Origin of the sequence: Candidatus Formimonas warabiya, from assembly GCF_002777255.1 — a bacterium.
GTDB classification, from domain to species: Bacteria; Bacillota; Dehalobacteriia; order Dehalobacteriales; family Dehalobacteriaceae; genus Formimonas; species Formimonas warabiya.
The window spans coordinates 1,545,611-1,562,312 of record NZ_CP017634.1 but is presented as its reverse complement, the minus strand read 5'-3'; the positions used below and the strand labels follow the sequence as shown (position 1 = coordinate 1,562,312).

At 45.9% G+C, this 16,702-nt stretch carries 10 protein-coding genes; all 10 read left to right on the top strand.

The window, feature by feature from the left end; genetic code table 11:
- The first annotated feature begins 21 nt into the window (after positions 1 to 21).
- The 10 genes from DCMF_RS07435 (at position 22) to smc (ending at position 16,529) form a co-directional block, all read left to right on the top strand.
- The gene (locus DCMF_RS07435; protein WP_148133847.1) at positions 22 to 1,065 is read left to right on the top strand and encodes a BMP family protein; all 1,044 of its coding nucleotides are present in this window, start codon (positions 22 to 24) and stop codon (positions 1,063 to 1,065) included.
- A gap of 139 nt (positions 1,066 to 1,204) precedes the next feature.
- A complete protein-coding gene (locus tag DCMF_RS07430) occupies positions 1,205 to 1,669 on the top strand; it encodes a (2Fe-2S)-binding protein (RefSeq protein ID WP_148133846.1) in 465 nt (154 codons plus the stop codon).
- Between the two features lie 23 nt (positions 1,670 to 1,692).
- A complete protein-coding gene (locus DCMF_RS07425; RefSeq protein WP_148133845.1) occupies positions 1,693 to 2,541 on the top strand; it encodes an FAD binding domain-containing protein in 849 nt (282 codons plus the stop codon).
- Positions 2,542 to 2,602: 61 nt separating this feature from the next.
- Positions 2,603 to 4,882, top strand: coding sequence for a xanthine dehydrogenase family protein molybdopterin-binding subunit (locus DCMF_RS07420; RefSeq protein ID WP_148133844.1), 2,280 nt, complete (start codon positions 2,603 to 2,605; stop codon positions 4,880 to 4,882).
- 174 nt (positions 4,883 to 5,056) lie between these two features.
- Positions 5,057 to 7,663, top strand: a complete 2,607-nt coding sequence (gene xdh / locus DCMF_RS07415; RefSeq protein ID WP_148133843.1) for a selenium-dependent xanthine dehydrogenase — start codon at positions 5,057 to 5,059, stop codon at positions 7,661 to 7,663.
- A 273-nt stretch (positions 7,664 to 7,936) separates the two neighbouring features.
- A complete protein-coding gene (locus tag DCMF_RS07410; RefSeq protein WP_148133842.1) occupies positions 7,937 to 9,289 on the top strand; it encodes a nucleobase:cation symporter-2 family protein in 1,353 nt (450 codons plus the stop codon).
- Positions 9,290 to 9,763: 474 nt separating this feature from the next.
- Positions 9,764 to 10,543, top strand: a complete 780-nt coding sequence (locus DCMF_RS07405) for a dihydropteroate synthase (RefSeq protein WP_214659176.1) — start codon at positions 9,764 to 9,766, stop codon at positions 10,541 to 10,543.
- Between the two features lie 20 nt (positions 10,544 to 10,563).
- A complete protein-coding gene (locus tag DCMF_RS07400) occupies positions 10,564 to 11,247 on the top strand; it encodes a corrinoid protein (RefSeq protein ID WP_148133840.1) in 684 nt (227 codons plus the stop codon).
- Between the two features lie 22 nt (positions 11,248 to 11,269).
- Positions 11,270 to 12,652, top strand: coding sequence for a monomethylamine:corrinoid methyltransferase (locus DCMF_RS07395; protein ID WP_148133839.1), 1,383 nt, complete (start codon positions 11,270 to 11,272; stop codon positions 12,650 to 12,652).
- A gap of 298 nt (positions 12,653 to 12,950) precedes the next feature.
- A complete protein-coding gene (smc, locus tag DCMF_RS07390) occupies positions 12,951 to 16,529 on the top strand; it encodes a chromosome segregation protein SMC (protein WP_148133838.1) in 3,579 nt (1,192 codons plus the stop codon).
- Positions 16,530 to 16,702 lie beyond the last annotated feature (173 nt).

The following is a 16,702-nucleotide window of genomic DNA, read 5'->3' as shown; positions in this document are numbered from 1 at the left end:
TTTTAATTGGGGGAATGAGTGATGAAAAAAAATATGACCATGGGATTGGTTCTGATCTGTTGTTTGCTATTCATTTTTTCCTTTGGCTGTGGTAGTAACCAAAATTCAACAACCGGTGAAGAAAATACAGCAGACACTTCCAATGACGCAAAAACTTTAAAAGTTGCCATGCTCATGTCGGGACCGATCAGTGACGGCGGCTATAACGCCAGTGCATACCAGGGTTTAATGGATTCAAAGAAAGAGTTGGGCATTGAAGTTGCCTATTCTGAAAGCGTACCCCTTGCTGAATATGAGGCAGCATTTAGGGATTATGCCATGCAAGGATATGACATTGTGATTGGTCATGGTTTTGAATTTCAAGATGGCGCTCTGAAAGTGGCAAAAGAATTTCCTGATGTGAAGTTTCTTGTTGTATCGGGCAATCAGGGACAGGAGCCTAATATGGCCTCCATTAATTTAAAGACTGAGGAGACTGGATATCTCATGGGGGCTCTAGCCGGAATGATGACGAAAAGTAACAAGATCGGAGCTGTTGGCGGCGCCCCGGTTCCTCCTATTGTTGCACCCATAGAGGCATTTAAACAAGGGGCACGGTTGGTCAATCCGGAAGTTGAAATACTGGATTCATATATTGGAAGCTGGGATGATGTCGATAAGGCTAAGGAAACAGCGATCGCCATGATCAACAAAGGGGCCGACATCGTCATGCCGATTGCCAGTATGGCAGGAGTAGGGGTGATCAAAGGAGCTCAGGAAAAAGGGGCTTACGCCCTTGGCTATTCAGCCGACCAGAACGATATTGCTCCTGGAACTGTGTTAAGCAGTGGGATATTAAGTATTCCTGACGCCATCAGGCTAACGCTAAAAGATATCAAAGACGGTAAATTTAAAGCAGGTGTAATTAATTATGGGTTGAAAGACGGTGTTTTAAAAATAGCACCTTACCACGAAGCAGAAAAACTAGTTCCCAAGGATGTACAAGATAAAATGGAGCAGATTGAACAGGATATCATCAATGGTGCCATTCAGGTGGAATTTATTGATCAGCAAACCAGTAATTAATTTTTCTGATAATATAAAAGAAGTAGTATTTGAAAACAGAGGGCTGTCCAATCAGGTTTTTGGGCAGCCCTATTGACAGGGTCGCCACGTAGGACAGCTAATTTTTGAAAATATTTTGTCTGTAAAGGGGGGGATACTTGTGCTCATTAAATTTGAATTAAATGGGCGGGATGTGGAAGCAGAAGTGAAATCTGAGATGCGCCTGATTGATTTACTAAGGGAGGTATTCGATTTAACAAGTGTCAGGGAAGGCTGCGGTCAGGGTGAATGCGGAGCCTGTACTGTGATCTTAGACGAACAGGCAGTGAATTCTTGTTTGGTTTTGGCTGCCCAGGTAAACGGTTGTCAGGTGACTACTACCGAAGGGTTAAAAAATGGTGCGGAACTGGATCCCATTCAGAAGACATTTATTTCTGAAGGAGCTATTCAATGCGGTTATTGTACACCAGGCATGATCATGTCGGCAAAAGCGCTGCTGTCTGAGAATAAAAAACCCACATTGGATGATGTAAAAGAAGCTCTGTCCGGTAACCTGTGTAGATGTACAGGTTATGAAAAAATATTCCGGGCCATTCATAAGGTTGCTAACCAAGAGAATGAATAAAATAATTCTTTGTAAGGGGGGATATGATGCTGCCTTCGGCTTTTGAAATCAAAAATCCCAAAACATTGTCAGATGCTTTAGAAATCTTACAGGACGGAAAAGATCAGATTCAGATTTTAGCAGGAGGGACAGATGTATTGCCGCGGTTAAAAAATGGGTTCATTCATCCCAAGATGATCATGGATTTAACCATGCTAAAATCTGAGTTAAGTCAAATCAACGTGGAAAATGGGATATTGAAAATTGGGGCGTTCGTTACCCATACCCAAATTTGCCAATCAACTGTAGTCAACAATACAGTGCCTGTATTAGCACAGGCTTGCCAAACAATAGGGTGCAGGCAAATACGCAACAGAGGCACGATCGGAGGTAATATTGTGAACGCTTCTCCTGCGGGAGATACCTTGCCGGTTTTGCTTGCTTTAGATGCTGTTGTACAAATAATCAGCAGGGCGAAAACAAGAGAGCTACCTTTGGACGATTTATTACTAGGCCCAGGAAAAGTATCCTTAGGCAGTGACGAAATGATCAGTGAAATCCGGATACCGGTTAAATCTTCAATTATGAAGGGTATGTTTAAAAAATTAGGTACGCGCAATGCCCTAAACATTGCCATTGCTTCTGCCGCCGTAGTCCTAGATAGTTGCGGGAATAAAAGAATTGCCTATGGCGCATTGGCCCCGCGTCCCATCCGTGCCCGTGAAGTAGAAGAAGCGCTGAACCAAAATCAGAATCTGTTGTGGGAAGATGTAAAAACCATCATATTTAGGACTGTTCATCCCATATCTGATGTACGCGCTTCGGCTGATTATAGAAAAGAGATGGCGGCCAACCTGACCTATATGTGTCTGGCAGATTTGGGAGTTTTATAAATTTTAAATGAATAGGACGTTTGAACCATGATTGTTTAGATCGCTGGTAAAGGGGGTTCTCATGATGTACTCATTTGTCGGTAAAAAAATATCGCGTATTGATGGCGAGGAAAAGGCTACCGGCGCACTGCGATATATGACGGATTATAAGTTTAAGGATGCCCTAGTAGGCAGGGTTCTCAGGGCGAAATATCCTCATGCTCTGATTGAGAAGATTGATATCAATGACGCATCAGCGCTAGAAGGCGTTCATGGTATTTTAACGGCGCAAGATATTCCCGGCCTGAATGGGTTTGGGATTGAATGTCCGGACCAACCGGTTCTTTGCGATAAAAAGGTGCGGTTTCTCGGCGATGCTGTGGCCTTTGTTGTGGCAGAAACGGAGCAGCAGGCAGCACAGGCGTTAGCCTATATCAAGGTCGATTACCATCCTCTCGAGGTGATTGATGAACCGGAAAAAGCCGTGCAGCCCGGTGTCCCCCTGATTCATGAGAAGGGGAATCTTTTACGCCATAACAAAGCGGTCGCAGGGGATCCTGAAACTGCGTTTAAGAGGGCATATTTGGTTGTAGAAAGAAATTATACGACTACCTGGCAGGAACATGCATTCATAGAAACTGAAGGGGGGTTCGCTGTTCCTCAGGGAGACGGGGGAGTAACAATCTATTGCCCTGCCCAGTATGGTTATCGTGATCGGCAGCAGCTAGGCAAGATTCTTAATCTCCCGGAAGAAAAAATTATTGTGATATCAAGTCCCATGGGGGGCGGATTTGGCGGCAAAGATGATTTGAATGTGCAAGCCCTCTTAGCTTTAGGCGCCCTGAAAACAAATAGACCGGTTTTCATCCATTTGGCCAGGGAAGAGTCTTTTATGACAGGAATCAAACGGCAGCCCTTTCATATTAAAATGCGCACGGCTGTATCGGCAACGGGGGAATTTCTCGCTCAGGAAGTAGATGTACTTTGTGATACCGGTCCCTATGCTTCCTTAGGCGGTGCGATTATGTCTTTTGGACTGGAAAACTGTTGCGGTTCCTATTACTTCCCCAATGTTAAGCTTGAAGGGCATTGTGTCTACACCAATAATCTGATTTCCGGTGAATTCAGAGGTTTTGGCAATAACCAAATGCACTTTGCGCTGGAGAGCCAGGTTGATATCATTGCCCATGAACTGGGCATTGATCCGATCGAAATCCGGCAAAAAAATTGTATCAAATCAGGACAAAGACATTCACACGGCCATCGGGTTGCGGCTAGTGTAGGAGCCATGAAAACGCTGGAGGCGGCAAAAGATGCTCAATTATGGAAAAATAGGCACGCATTTAAAAGCCAGACCACAAAACCTTGGATGAAAAGGGGTGTGGGAATTGCCATGTGCCAGCATGCCAATGGGCTGGGGAAGGGGCTGCCTGACCATAGCACGGCATCAATGGAAATCAGAGAAGACGGTACCTTCATCCTGGCGATAAGTTCTGAGGAAATCGGGCAAGGCGTCATGACCACTCTGGCAATTATTGGTGCAGAGGTGTTGGGGACTGAGATAAGAAACATTAAGATCGTGAATGGAGATACGTCATTAGCACCTGACGGCGGGTCATGCACAGCCTCAAGGACTACCTACATTGCAGGAAATGCAGTTATAAAAGCGGCCCGAAAAATGAAAGAGTTATTAATTCGTGCCGGGGCGGAAATTTTAGGCATTCCCGCCGATAAAGTATCGTTTTGCAGTGAAAAAATCCGGTCTGAATCCGGACAAGAGGTGATGCTGTCTGATCTGGTACCATTGTTGCAAAAGCAAGGAAAGGCAAAAGTAGTGGAAACGGCGATCATGCCTGAGACAGATATCACCCATGATATCGGCTTGCATTATATCCAAGGTTACCTGACTCAAGTAGTAGGGGTGGAAGTAAATACGCTTACAGGCAAGACAGATGTCATCGTCACAGAAGTATTTCCCGATGCGGGGAAAGTCATTAATCTATTAGGTTATGAGGGACAAGTCGAGGGAGGTACGGTGATGGGGATGGGCTATGCTTTGATGGAAAATTATCAGACAAAACAAGGCAAGTCCCTAACCAGAAATTTGCAGACTTATTTAATACCAACAGCTAGTGACATGCCTGAGATCCGTATTACCCCGGTAGAGGTTTTAGAGGAAAGCGGGCCTTTTGGCGCCAAGGGGTTTGGAGAAACGACTTCCATTGCCGTCACACCGGCGATTATGAATGCAATATATGATGCCGTGGGTGTACGTGTTTTTCATTTGCCGGCCGATCCGGAAACGGTATATGGGTTGATAAAGAAAAAACATGACTATAGTTACAAAAACCAATTGAAATAACAGATTATTTTGGTTAACTCTGTCAAAGGCAATACGGACTTTTATATGCAATTAATCTGCCATAGATAAAACATTTGCTGAAAAATGATTAATTAATTGGGGGACATTCCTCCGACAGGATAGGAATGCCCCAAATAGAGGTGTGTCCCCTAACCTTTTAAAGGAGGTTTTGCTGTGGCGGATTTTACGTTAAACGGACAAAAGGTTCATGCTTTGGATGAGGACAATTTATTGGATTTCCTCCGGGATCAAGCCCGGCTCACTTCGGTAAAAAACGGTTGCGGCGATGGAGCCTGTGGTGCCTGCACCATTCTGGTAGATGGGAAAAATGTGAGAGCGTGCAGATTGACTGCAGCAAAAGTTGACGGAAAAACTATTCTTACAGTGGAAGGCCTGAGCCAAAGGGAAAAAGAGATATATGCCTGGGCTTTTGCAGAAGCAGGTGCCGTACAGTGCGGTTTTTGCACCCCAGGCATGGTGATGAGTGCAAAAGCTCTATTGAATGTAAATCTTTATCCAAGCCCGGAAGAAATAAAGAAGGCATTAAAAAACAACATTTGCCGGTGTACCGGTTATATTAAAATTGAAGAGGCTGTTTTGCTGGCAGCCGGTGCTCTGAGAGACGGCACCAAGCATGAAGAAAAAAATACTTCGGCTCGGGTGGGAAACCGCTGCCATCGGGTGGATGCCGGGGCCAAAACTTTAGGGACAGCCGATTATGTCGATGATATGTACGTTGAAGGGATGCTTTACGGAGCCGTCTTAAGGACAAAATACCCCCGGGCTTTGATTAAGTCTATCGATATCAGTAAAGCAAAAAGACATCCGGATGTGGAAGTTGTATTGACCGCGGAAAATATTCCCGGCAACAGAATTGACGGATACCTGGTCAAAGACTGGCCTGTTTTGGTTGCTCCCGGGGAAGAAACCAGGTATGTGGGAGATGCTTTAGCTATTTTAGCGGCAAGATCAAAGAAAGCAGCGCAAGAAGCGTTGGAACTGATCAGGGTGGACTACGAAGAATTACCGCCGATTACCACACCGGCAGACGCTCTAAAAGAAAATGCGCCCAAACTTCATCCGGGGGGAAATATTCTCAAAAAGACTTACGTGAAAAGAGGAGATCCTGAGGAAGCTATCGCTAAATCCAAGCATGTGGTACGAAAAGTCTATAAAACGCCATTTGTAGAGCACGCTTTTTTAGAACCTGAAAGTGCCCTGGCGGTACCCGATCCGGACGGGGGTCTGACCGTTTATGTGGGTACCCAAAGTGTTTACCACGACATGCATAGTATGGAAAATATTTTGGGCAAGCCTCATGGGAAAGTGAAAGTTATTTGTAAGTATGTGGGAGGAGCTTTTGGAGGAAAAGAAGACCTCAGCGTTCAGCATCATGCGGCACTTTTAGCTTGTGCTGCTCAAAAACCGGTCAAATTAACTCTTTCGCGACGGGAAAGCCTTTTCGTGCATCCTAAGCGTCATGCGATGGAAATTGAAGTAACCACTGCCTGTGACGAAGAGGGAAACCTAACCGCGATGGTCGCCAAAATCCTGGCTGACACCGGTGCCTATGCTTCTTTAGGCGGCCCTGTCTTAGAAAGGGCATGTACCCATGCATGCGGTCCCTATCGCATTCCTCATATAGAATTAACGGGTTTGGGGGTATATACCAATAATCCGCCGGCCGGAGCGTTTAGAGGATTTGGGGTAGCCCAGTCCGCCTTTGCCGGCGAATCAAACCTGGATATACTGGCAGAACGGGTAGGTTTATCCCCTTGGGAAATTAGGTACAAAAATGCCTTAAATCCTGGAGATTCGTTGCCGGTAGGACAAATCGCTGATGACAGCACAGCGATTAAAGAAACCCTTTTAGCAGTGCGTGATGCCTATGAGTCTAGTCCGTATACGGGAATCGCCTGTGCAATCAAAAATGCCGGCCTGGGAGTGGGGGTTCCTGATACCGGACGTGCTAAATTGATCATTGTAAATGGTAAAGTGCAGCTACAAAGTGCTGCCACCTGTATCGGTCAAGGGATTGCCACGATTCTTACTCAAATCGTGTGTGAAACAACGGGGCTGGATAAAGAAACGGTAGAGGTTGCTCCGCCCAATACGGTATTAGCGCCAGATTCCGGTGCTACGACCGGATCCCGGCAGACGCTGTTTACCGGGGAAGCAGTAAGACAAGCTTCCTTGTATTTGGCAGAAAGCCTTAAAAGAGTTCCTTTAGCACAATTGGAAGGACAGGAATTCTATGGCGAATTCGTGGGAGTGACTGATCCCCTGGGTTCTGAAAAAGAGCATCCCGTGAACCATGTGGCGTATAGTTATGCCACCCAAGTAGTCGTTCTGGACCAGAAGGGTAAAGTAGAAAAAGTAATTGCCGCCCATGATATCGGGAAGGCCATAAATCCGGTAAATGTGGAGGGGCAAATTGAAGGAGGCGTTGCGATGGGATTGGGTTATGCCTTGAGAGAAGACTTCCCGTTAAAAGATGCTGTACCTACCGCGAAGTTCGGAACCCTTGGCTTATTCAGATCCCTAGATATGCCGGAAGTAGAATGTATTCTTGTGGAAAAAAATAAATCACCGCTGGCATATGGGGCTAAAGGAATCGGTGAAATTTGCACCATACCCACTGCTCCCGCAGTTGCCTCCGCCTACTACAAATTAGATGGAACAAGGCGGTGCACTCTGCCGTTAAAAGACACGTTTTATCGGCCTAAGAAAAGTTTGCACAGGAAGCCGGTTAAACCTGCATGTAGCGATGGAGTTAGCTAATCCATCGATATCAGGCAGGAAAAACGTTAAATTTTTATCTTTTTACATATAAAGATAAATTGCATATATTCACAAAAATAATAGATATTTTCTAATTTATTTTGTTCGGGTTGGTAAAGGTAGTAGGTGAATTTTCCCGAATAAATATGGCATCTTGATCAAGAGCTAATACAAATACCGGAGGTGGAGTGATGAACTTCAAACAAATTCAAATTTCTGATTACGGATGCGTGAAGGGGATGGCATGTAACATTATTTCGGGGAGGGAAATAAATGTCTGATGTGGGAACTAATACCGAAAAAGTAAATGAAATGTTGCCTATTGGTCAGCTATCAGTATTAGGGTTGCAGCATGTTCTTGCAATGTATGCCGGGGCAGTTACAATACCAATCATTATTGCCGGAGCATTAGGATTAACGCAGACACAATTAGCCTTATTAATCGCTGCTGATTTATTTACATGTGGTATCGCGACATTTATTCAATCTTACGGGATCGGAAACTTTGCAGGCATCAAATTACCTGTTGTACTTGGTGTGACATTTACAGCGGTAGGGCCATTGATCGCAATCGGCAGTGAATCCGGTATCTTGGGTATTTGGGGTTCAATTATTATTTCAGGCCTTTTTATGATCCTTTTTGCCCCGCTATATGGTAAATTATTAAGGTTTTTCCCCCAGGTTGTTACCGGTTCAATTGTAACAATTATCGGCTTTTCATTGATACCCATAGGCATGCAAAATGTGGCAGGAGGAGTTGGCAGCCCGACTTTTGGAGCTCCTGTAAATTTATGTCTGGCTTTATTGGTAATGTGTATTATTATGGCCGTAAATAAATTTTTCAGAGGTTTTTTCCAGGCTATTTCTGTGTTGATTGGGATCATATTGGGTACTATTGTAGCAGGACTTTTAGGTATGGTTGATTTTAAGGTAGTCGCAGATGCGAACTGGGTGAGCATCGTGCAGCCATTAAACTTCGGCATGCCCAAAATAACGGTTAGCGGAACGATAACCATGTGCTTGGTTGCGATCGTAACCATGATCGAGTCTACGGGAGTTTTTTTAGGCATCGGCAAAATATGTGATAAAGAAATATTGGATCAAGATATTGTCAAGGGTATTCGGGCAGAAGGCATTGCCACAATATTAGGCGGTATTTTAAACTCATTTCCTTATACCACTTACTCCCAGAATATGGGCCTTGTCGCATTAACTAAAGTTACAACCCGCTGGGTTACAGTTGTTTCAGGAATTATCCTGTTTTTATTAGGGATTTTGCCTAAGTTTGCGGCATTGGCAACCATTATACCGGCGGCTGTACTTGGCGGTGCCATGATCGTGATGTTCGGTATGGTGGGAGTTTCCGGTATTAAAATGCTGACACAAGCGGATTTAACAAATAATAATAATCTGTTGATTGCAGCTACTTCAATTGGTGTAGGACTCGGTATATCTGTTGTTACCGGAATTTTTGATCAAATGCCTGCTTTATTCAAAACTTTCATTGGCAGCGGAATTGTTTCCGGAACTATCGTCGCAGTGTTGTTAAATATATTCCTGAATTTAAATGAAAATGATAGGAAAGCAGATAGTAATTCCGGCGCAGGAAGCCATTTTATTGCTTAAGCCATCAATGGATGGTAATAACTTCTAATCAGGTAGATATCAGAAATTCGTCATATATCGTATTATTACTTTTTAACCTGACTAACTTGGCGTAAGTCTCCCGCCTCTTTTAGGCGGGAGTCCAACGCCAATTAAGTCATGCATTTGCAGTTCTAAAATTCAGATGGAGTAAAAGAATCTCCATCTGAATTAAGAACTTGCTTCAAAATATAAATCTCCGGCAAAAAGAGGTGTAACGGAACTTAGATTTTCGTTTCACCTTTTTTTGTGCGCCTGCTTTTATCGCAGCGCTTGGTAGGGATCGAAGCTCCGGCCCCTTTTCCATAAGTGGAGCTTAAAGGGGCCTTTTTGTGCAAACACGCAAAACTTTAATTGATTGGGGTGTTTTTTGTTGGCAATGTTGTCGAAGGCCGGTGAAATAAAAAACACGAATATATGAGCAATGCCAAATGAAAAAGAAAAGAGGTGATAAACGTGATTGTGATTGGGGAAAAACTCAACAGCAGTATACCGAAAACACGGGAACTGATGGCCGCAAAGGATCACCTTGCCTTACAAGAGCTGGTTAGATTACAGGTAGAATCTGGGGCAGACTTTATCGACATTAATGCCGGCACATTCATTAGTACGGAAACAGAAATGATGAGCTGGCTGGTAGAATTAGTACAAGAAGTGACAGACAAACCTCTCTGTGTCGATACGACGAATGCGGATGCTCTTGCTACGGCTCTTCAACTTGCCCAAAAACCTGCCCTCATTAATTCTATTAGCATGGAAGGCACCCGGTTCGAGGATGTTTCCAGATTGGCTTTAAAATTTGGGAGTTCTGTCATTGGTCTATGCCAAACAGGAGAAAAAATTCCTGATCGTGCGGAGGAGCGCATCTCCGCCGGTATAGAACTAGCGGAGCGACTTCGGCATATTGGGATACCGGAAGAAAATATTTACTTGGACCCGCTGGTTAATGCAGTCGCCGTTAATCAGCAAGCAGCAATGACAGTTTTCCATACCGTCCAAGGGCTAAAAGCAAAAGTGCCCTTTGCCAAGATTGTATGTGGATTAAGTAATGTGGGGTTTGGTCTGCCGAAACGGAAATTGATTAACCGCTCGTTTTTGGCAATGTTGACTGCAGCTGGTCTGGATGGGGCCATTATTGACCCGCTGGATCAAGAAATGATGGAAATGGCTTATGCGAGCGATATGTTAGCAGGAAAAGACTTCCGTTGTCGCCGCTATTTAAAAATGTTCAGGTAAAAAGAAAAGGAGAGGATAATATGGGCAATGAACAAATGTTGGAAAAAGTAGCTCAGGCCATTGTGGACGGAGATATTGAAGCTGTAAAAAGCTTGGGTCAAACCTGTTTGGACCTGGGTATTGCACCCGCCGACATCGTTCAAAAGGGCGGAGGTGCAGGATTAGAGATTGTGGGCCAAAAGTTTGAAGAACTTGAGCTGTTTTTGCCCGACTTGATTGCCTCGGCAGATGCGATGCAGGCCCTAACCTCTTTGGTTATGCCCGATACCGGCAGCATCAGCCAGGAAATGGCGGGCAAAGTGGTATTTGGAACGGTAGCGGGAGACTTGCATGATATTGGCAAAAACCTAAGCATTAACCAACTCCAATTAAACGGGTTTAAAGTGAAAGACCTTGGTGTTGATGTGAAAGTGAATCGGTTCGTTGAGGAAGCTGAGGAGTTAGGGGCTCAAGTTATTGCCATGTCCGCATTAATGTCCACCTCGGCATATTATCAAAAGGATTTGATTGAGTATCTAAAGACCAAGAAATTGCGCGGCAAATACTATGTGATTGTGGGCGGTGGTCCTGTTACGGCAGAATGGGCCGCGGAAATCGGGGCAGATGGTTATGGCCGAACCGCAGTGAGTTGTGTAAAGCTTTGCAAAGAATTAATTGCTTCCGGCAGCACGCCCGGCAGTTGTGCTCCCAGGGTAGCGGAATAATAAATGAAAGGAGTTTTGAACGATGGCATCACTCGTTTATTTAACTGAGATATTAAAACGTACTAAAAATGGTCCTAATTACACAGCAAAAGAGTGGGAACAAAAAGTAATCCCGCAGAATGTACGGGCGATACTTAAGAAGTACGATCTGGAAAAACGATTTAACTCCGAGACTCCTATCAATCAGGATCTTGCTTTGGCTGACCAGTTTTTCCAAGCAGGCCTGGACCTGGCCAGTACCATTGGTGTCCTTTGTACCGATACCGAAACAGCGATTATGGTGAGCAGGGAAGAGATTCTAACTGCCCTGAAAAATGCCCCGGCTGCTCTGGAATTGGGAGAAGGGCAGGACCGGGTCACGCTAAAAGCCCGTAAGCCGGAAGATAGTGATCCGCCCTTGTTTTGTGGTTCTCTATCAATCGCTATCGATGAAGACCTTTACGTAAAATTTGTGGAAGGGATGATTCGCAACCATAATGTGAACCTTCTCCAGGGGCCGTCTATTGACACCGTATTTGGAGCGCCGGTATATGCGGGAACTCCCTTTGAGACCTTGGCCGGTTTGAGGGAAAACCAACTGCGCGCGGAAGCTTTATGGAAAGCGGGACGTTCCGGTATGCCCAATTGTCCGGTCTCCTCTTCAACCACTGAATTCGGAATCTTAGGAGGGTTTCCCGGCCAAACAAAGCCATCTAACCGTTCTATTGCGGTTTGCCTGCAACCGGCAGAATTAAAGACCAATTATTCTAATTTTAATAAAGTAGTCGTTGCCATCGGCTACAATGGTTATGTCCGTTCCGGCTGCCCCTCCATGATTGGGGGATATAGCGGTTCGGCTGAGGGCGCAGCTGTTGCCAATATTGCTTCTGATTTAATGCAGTTTACGATCAATCAAGCGGATATTTCCAATTGTTCACTTTACGATGTTAGGATAAATTCCGCTGTGGGCCGACATGCTCTGTGGGCTCAAAGTATCGCATTGCAGGCGATGAGCCATAATACCCACGGGATGCTGGATAAAATTATCAACCAAACAGCAGGTCCATGCACAGAAGAAATACTTTACGCCACAACAGCCGGTCTCATCACACAAGCTGTGTCAGGGATCAGTATGACAACCGGGCCGCGTTCAGCCGGGGGGAGTTATAAAAATTATATTACTCCGTTGGAGCACTGGTTCTGTGCCGATGCATTCAAGGCTTGCGGCGGCTTGACTCTGGCAAAATCAAATGAGATCGTGTTGTATTTATTGAGCAAATATGAAGATAATATTCGCAATCAGCCGAAAGGAAAAAGCTTCAGAGAATGCTTTGACATCGAGACACTGACACCCTCACCGGAGTGGCAGGCCATTGCACACAAGGTAAAAGAAGATTTGCTTGCACGTGGCCTTAAGATGGAGTGAAGACTGAGTTGTTAAAAAGACAATATTTCCCAGATTATGACAAGCTGTTACACATCAACACTTTGAGGATGTTATGCTGGTAACAATCTACAGTTTTCATTGCCAATAATTTCTGTATTATGTTAAAATATACTTAGGTTAAGGGATAAAAAATACCTTAACCTTTTTTTGTGAACAGGCGATAAAATTACGCAAAGACGAGGGAACGATTTGCTCATCGGTTTGTTCAACCGGTTTCCTTCCCGGAAACCGGATTCCGGTTCCCGAAGAATCCCACACCATTCCATTGGAGGCAGTCATGTACCTAAAGACCATCGAACTTCACGGTTTTAAATCCTTTACCGATAGGACGAAATTGGAATTTGGCCCCGGGGTTTCCGTGATTGTGGGACCCAACGGCAGCGGGAAATCCAATATTGCGGATGCCATTCGCTGGGTATTGGGCGAACAAAGTGCCAGAGTGCTGAGGGGAAGCAAAATGGAAGACATCATTTTTGCCGGCACCAAGAAACGCAAGCCCTTAGGCATGGCAGAGGTTTCTCTTACCTTGGACAACTCCGACGGCCTGTTGCCTTTGGATTACAATGAAGTGACCGTGACCAGAAGAACTTACCGGTCCGGGGAAGGTGAGTACCTCATTAATAATTCCACCTGCCGTTTAAAAGACGTGCAAAATCTTTTTGCCGATACGGGGATGGGCAGCGACGGTTTTTCCATCATTCCCCAGGGGAAAGTTGATGAGATTCTGAACGCCAAGTCGGAAGAGCGGAGAAGCATCATCGAAGAGACCGCCGGAATTGTCAAGTACCGGAACCGGAAAAAGGAAGCGGCCCGAAAGCTTCAGGAAACGGAACAAAGCCTGGACCGGATTCAGGATATCATTTTTGAGTTGTCTTCCCAGTTGGACCCTTTAAAAGAGCAGGCGGAACAAGCCAAGAGCTACAAAAAGCTGAAGGCGGAAGGGGATGAACTGGAAATCAATTTAGTTGTCCACGTCATGGAAGAGGTTCAGGAAAAATTGAACGAGGCCCGGGAATCGGTGGATCAAAAAAAGTTGGAGATGTTCCAACTGGAAGCAGGAAATGCCAAACTTGACTCATCCGTTGAAGAGCTGCGTTTTCAGATTCAGGAATGGGATGAAGAAATCAATCAAATGCAGCAGGAACTTTACCAATTGTTTGGACAGGCGGAGCAGACCGAAGCCGAAGTGAAGCTTTCTCTGGCCCGGCAGGATGCCCTGAGCGGACAGATTGGGAAGCTGGCGGAGGAGCATCAAGAAGTAGAAGAGAAATTTTCTGCCCTGGATCAGATGATGGGAAGGGAGACACAGAATCATCTGGATCTGGAGACCAGGATCAAAGATCTCAAGGACTTATTGGCCGCCCGGGAAGACAATCAAAAAGAAGAAGCGGAAAGCATTGAGAACTTGGAAAGAAAAATTGAAGCACGGAAAAACAGCGCTTTTGACCTGATGCAAGAGATCGCTGATGTGCGGAATAAAATCAATAATTGTGCCCAGCACGGCCTTACCTTGGACAATATTTGGGCCAAGCTAACCGGTCAGGAAAAAGAGCTGGAGGAATTTATCAAGCTGAATGGGGACCGGAAACAAAGCACGGAGGCGCACAACCGGGAACGGGAGAAAGAGATCAAAGCCATTCAGGAAGAAATCCTGGCCTTGAACGAGCAAATAATCGGCCTGGAAGGTACCGAACAGGATTTGGTGCAGCGGAACAACCGGGAACGGGAAAGCATCCAGTCCTCAAAAGCACGGCTTAACCTTTTAACAGAAATGCAGAATGATTACGAAGGGTATTATCCGGGCGTAAAAGCCGTATTAATGGCTGCGAAAAGAAAGCATCCTGCTACCAAAGAAGTTCTCGGGGTGATTGCCGAGCTGGTGAAAGTACCGGAACCCTATCGGCTGGCCGTAGAAACCGCCTTTGGGGGCGGCCTGCAGGATATTGTCACCGATACGGATTTGGGGGCAAAGGAAGCCATCGAATTTTTAAAAAAAACCAAGGGAGGACGGGCCACTTTTTTACCCTTAAACACCATCTCCCGGCCGGATCATAAGGATTTGGCCCAGAAGGTTCAGGAAATCCCGGGATTTACAGGCTTTGCTTCGGACTTGGTGTCCTGTGAGGCCAAGGTGCGCCCCGCCGTGGATTACCTTTTAAAACGGATCATTGTTGTCAAAAATATGGATGTGGCGCTGCAAGCCGCCCGGGCCGTCAGGTACCAGGCGAAGATTGTCACCTGGGAGGGAGATGTGATTAACCCGGGGGGATCTTTAACCGGAGGCAGCCAGCAGAAAAAAGCCGGTAATCTTCTCTCCCGCATGGGAGAAATAGAAACATTAAAGAAGACCCTCGCAAAGATGGAAGCCGGTGCAAAAGAAACCGAGAGGCTGCTGGCAGATTGCCGCGGGCAAATGGCTGGGATGAAAAATGACCGGGAGAAAAATATGGCCCGGGAAAGAGAGTTAGAACAGGAGTTGTTCCAGGGCAGGCGGGATCTGGCCCAGCTGACGGAAGCCCTGGACCTGTCCGGCAAAAACCTGGCCGCTGTGCACATGGAAATCGCGGAAAACCGGAGCAAAAAAGAGGAACTGGGCGGGGAAGAAAGGATCCTGACGGAGCATCTGGACCAGGCGGAAGGAAAAAATCAGGATCTGGCGAGAGAAATCTCCACCTTCCAGGAGCAGCTAAAGATCCGGAAAGAAAATCTCACCACAGGTCATGACGGCTTGACGGAGATTAAAGTTAAGCTGGCTGCTTTGACCCAGGAAGAGACGGCCGTGAAACGGACCTTGCACCGGCTGCGGGAGGAAAAAGACACTCTGGTCGCTTTGGGCGAGAAAAAACTGCACGAAAAATACGCATTAGAGAAGGAATTGGCCCAGAAGGACCAGGAACTCCTGGAAACGAAAAAAACTCTTTTGACCCTTTCCCGGGACAAGGGAGAAAAAGAGCAGGCGTTAAACGGGAAAAAGCATCACCGCACGGCAGAAAGCCAGCGCCTGGGGGATTTGGAGAAGGACGCCAAAGAGAATGCCAAAAAATTAGCTTTCCTGCAGCAAGAATATCACCAGTGGGAATTGAAGAAAAACAGGTGGGAGATGGAATGGGAGAAGCATCTGGAAAAGCTGGCGGAAAAGTTTAAAGTCAGTTTTGAGCAGGCCCTTTTAAAGAAAAAGGAGATCGTTTCCAAAAGAGCGGTTGCCTTAAGAATCAGTGAAATAGAGAAAGAGATCGCCATCCTGGGCACGGTAAACCTGAATGCGATTGAAGAATATGACCGGGTGAACGAACGCTATCAATTTTTATCCCTGCAGCAAAAAGATCTGGTCGAAGCCCGGGAGGCCCTATATAAGGTGATCGGAGAAATGGACCGTATCATGACCCAGCGCTTTCAGGACACCTTCTGGGCGGTGAGCCACCAATTCAACCACACCTTTAATCAGCTTTTCGGCGGCGGCTTTGCCGAACTGCGCCTGACCGACCCGGGAAATTTACTGGAGACCGGCGTGGAGATAGTAGTCCAGCCGCCGGGAAAAAGACTGCAGCATTTGTCCCTGCTCTCCGGGGGGGAAAAAGCCTTGACAGGAATTGCCTTATTATTTGCCATTCTCATTGTCAGGCCCAGCCCCTTCTGTGTGCTGGATGAAATCGAAGCCGCTTTGGATGAAGCCAATGTGGACAGGTTTGCCGCCCACTTGCATCAGTTTTCCGGCAAAACCCAGTTTATTGTGGTTTCCCACCGGCAGGGAACCATGGAAATAGCCGATGTTTTATACGGCGTAACCATGGAGGAAAACGGCATCTCCAAAAGCCTCTCCGTCAAACTGGCGGATGTGTCCGGCATCAGTGCTTAAACTCCTAACCTGCATCCGAAAGGCAGCATCAATGACGCAAATTTTGTCGAATATTAGTCGAACAGGAGGCTTGAAATAGTTTCATTTCTTTAATATAATTTTTGTGTTGGGTATTGCATCCAACATTACCTTAGATTTCAAGGCCTGTCTCGGTTCCGGCGTCGTTTCGGAAC

What these genes read in the sequence shown, in the direction of transcription:
- DCMF_RS07435 (WP_148133847.1), top strand. Translation starts at nt 22, where the DNA reads ATGAAAAAAAATATGACCATGGGATTGGTTCTGATCTGTTGTTTGCTA.
- DCMF_RS07425 (WP_148133845.1), top strand. Translation starts at nt 1,693, where the DNA reads ATGATGCTGCCTTCGGCTTTTGAAATCAAAAATCCCAAAACATTGTCA.
- DCMF_RS07420 (WP_148133844.1), top strand. Translation starts at nt 2,603, where the DNA reads ATGATGTACTCATTTGTCGGTAAAAAAATATCGCGTATTGATGGCGAG.
- DCMF_RS07410 (WP_148133842.1), top strand. Translation starts at nt 7,937, where the DNA reads ATGTCTGATGTGGGAACTAATACCGAAAAAGTAAATGAAATGTTGCCT.
- DCMF_RS07400 (WP_148133840.1), top strand. Translation starts at nt 10,564, where the DNA reads ATGGGCAATGAACAAATGTTGGAAAAAGTAGCTCAGGCCATTGTGGAC.
- DCMF_RS07395 (WP_148133839.1), top strand. Translation starts at nt 11,270, where the DNA reads ATGGCATCACTCGTTTATTTAACTGAGATATTAAAACGTACTAAAAAT.
- smc (WP_148133838.1), top strand. Translation starts at nt 12,951, where the DNA reads ATGTACCTAAAGACCATCGAACTTCACGGTTTTAAATCCTTTACCGAT.